The sequence below is a fragment of the Bifidobacterium sp. UBA6881 genome (assembly GCA_002451435.1).
GTDB lineage: Bacteria > Actinomycetota > Actinomycetes > Actinomycetales > Bifidobacteriaceae > Bifidobacterium.
In genome coordinates this window covers 374-1,847 of the sequence record DKCF01000107.1, presented here as the reverse complement: position 1 = coordinate 1,847, position 1,474 = coordinate 374, and the positions used below count along the sequence as shown (strand labels likewise).

Here is a 1,474-nt window from a genome sequence, read left to right as displayed (position 1 = left end):
ACGCGTCGCGTTGAACTCGTACAACAGCTCCATCTGTTCCCGTTGAGCGTGCTCCATCTCCTCGTCGTCGCAGGAATACACCAATCCCGAATTCATCAAATCCAGTACCCGTTGCGGAACCGTCATCGCTTCCCTCCATCGTCTCCACCATTGGATGCCATATGCCTTTGGCATCCTATCCAATGCCGGGGATAGTGACGAAAACCGCTGGGCATAAGCTCATCTATGCGAAATTTACGAATACCGCAATATGGCTGCAATGTGGGAAACCGAAATCGTCTGCGCATAGGCATGGAATCAGTCACGAAACCATGCAACCAAGTAAGACATAGCTGACCAGTAGTGTTTTGAACCTTATGAAGCCGGACGAGCACCTTATTTTTCGCACAATTCCGTTTTCAGCTGCACAAGACAAAATCGTGCGAATTCCATCTCAGAAAATCAGCGCCTTTCGCTCTCTTTTTCTTCTCAAAACCTTTATTTGAAGGTCCAACCATAGTTTTCGGCACCTAACGTATCGCACGATTTGATTTTGGCATCCGAAAAATCAAATCGTGCGAAAACATATGCGTGCATCAGCATATCTTCCCTTCCGCAAAACGGCATCGGCGCTGCCAGCCATGCCGAACGCCAAAGTATTCGCCAATACCTGTCATGGACTTCGTGGACGTCCCAATGCCGTGACGATGCGGAGACGGTCAAGAGGACATGTTGGAGCCAGATAAAAAGAGCGGTCTCAAAACCTCGGCGCCGCAGTCGGCATTCGGAGCATTCGGTATGATGAACATATCGGCTCTTCGAAGGTAAGGGGGATGACCATGGGACTGTTCGACTTCGCTAAGAACTCATTGGGGGATGCGCTTTCCGGTTTCGGAAGTCTGGCCCAAGAACATCTGGAGGGTATCGTGCCTGACGCGCAACAGGCCATCGACTCGGTTTCCAACGTGCTGGACGAAGCCACAGGGGTTGGCGATCAGGCCGCCGATACACTGTCCGGTTTCGAAGGTCTGGCCGAATCCGCCGAGACTTTGGGCGGTGAGACCCTTGGACAGGTATCCGAAGCCATGCCACAGGCCGGTGAGGCATTGGACCAGTTCGTGTCCGATGCCGGATTGACACTCAACGGCACCGCGGACAACTTGGCCGAACAGCTTGGAGGACTCGAGAATCTCGGTGGTCTCGGCGATATCGCCAATCATCTTTTCGGCGATCGGTGAAACACACTCTAAAGCAAAACCAGGTGCAGTCAAACAGTACGCCTATTCGAACGGTTCCTTTGGGAATTATTTTCGCCCAGCAGCTCCCCTTCTGCGTTTCCGCAGTCCGGTATTTCCGTTTCGTTTTCAATGCTTCCCTTAGCTTGATAAAACGTATTGTTATTGAATCGCCTTTACGATTTGCCTGAGTGAAGCATAATCAACAAAATCTACTGTTTTGTTATAGGTTTCCATCAGATCCTTATCATCTTTTGTAA

The 1,474-nt window shown here is 50.5% G+C and carries 2 protein-coding genes; one reads left to right on the top strand and one right to left on the bottom strand.

Annotated elements, in window-relative coordinates; translation table 11 throughout:
* On the bottom strand, nt 1–57 hold a 57-nt coding region (locus B3C64_RS08745), incomplete at its 3' end, for a hypothetical protein (RefSeq protein WP_349679968.1).
* 761 nt (nt 58–818) lie between these two features.
* Between B3C64_RS08745 and B3C64_RS08220 the strand changes: the two genes are divergently transcribed.
* Nucleotides 819–1,217 carry a hypothetical protein gene (locus B3C64_RS08220; RefSeq protein ID WP_291534994.1) on the top strand — a complete coding sequence of 133 codons (399 nt, stop codon included), beginning with the start codon at nt 819–821 and terminating at the stop codon, nt 1,215–1,217.
* The last annotated feature ends 257 nt before the right edge of the window (nt 1,218–1,474 follow it).

Excerpts from the sequence above, each read along its gene's own strand:
- B3C64_RS08220 (WP_291534994.1), top strand. The coding sequence starts at position 819 with ATGGGACTGTTCGACTTCGCTAAGAACTCATTGGGGGATGCGCTTTCC.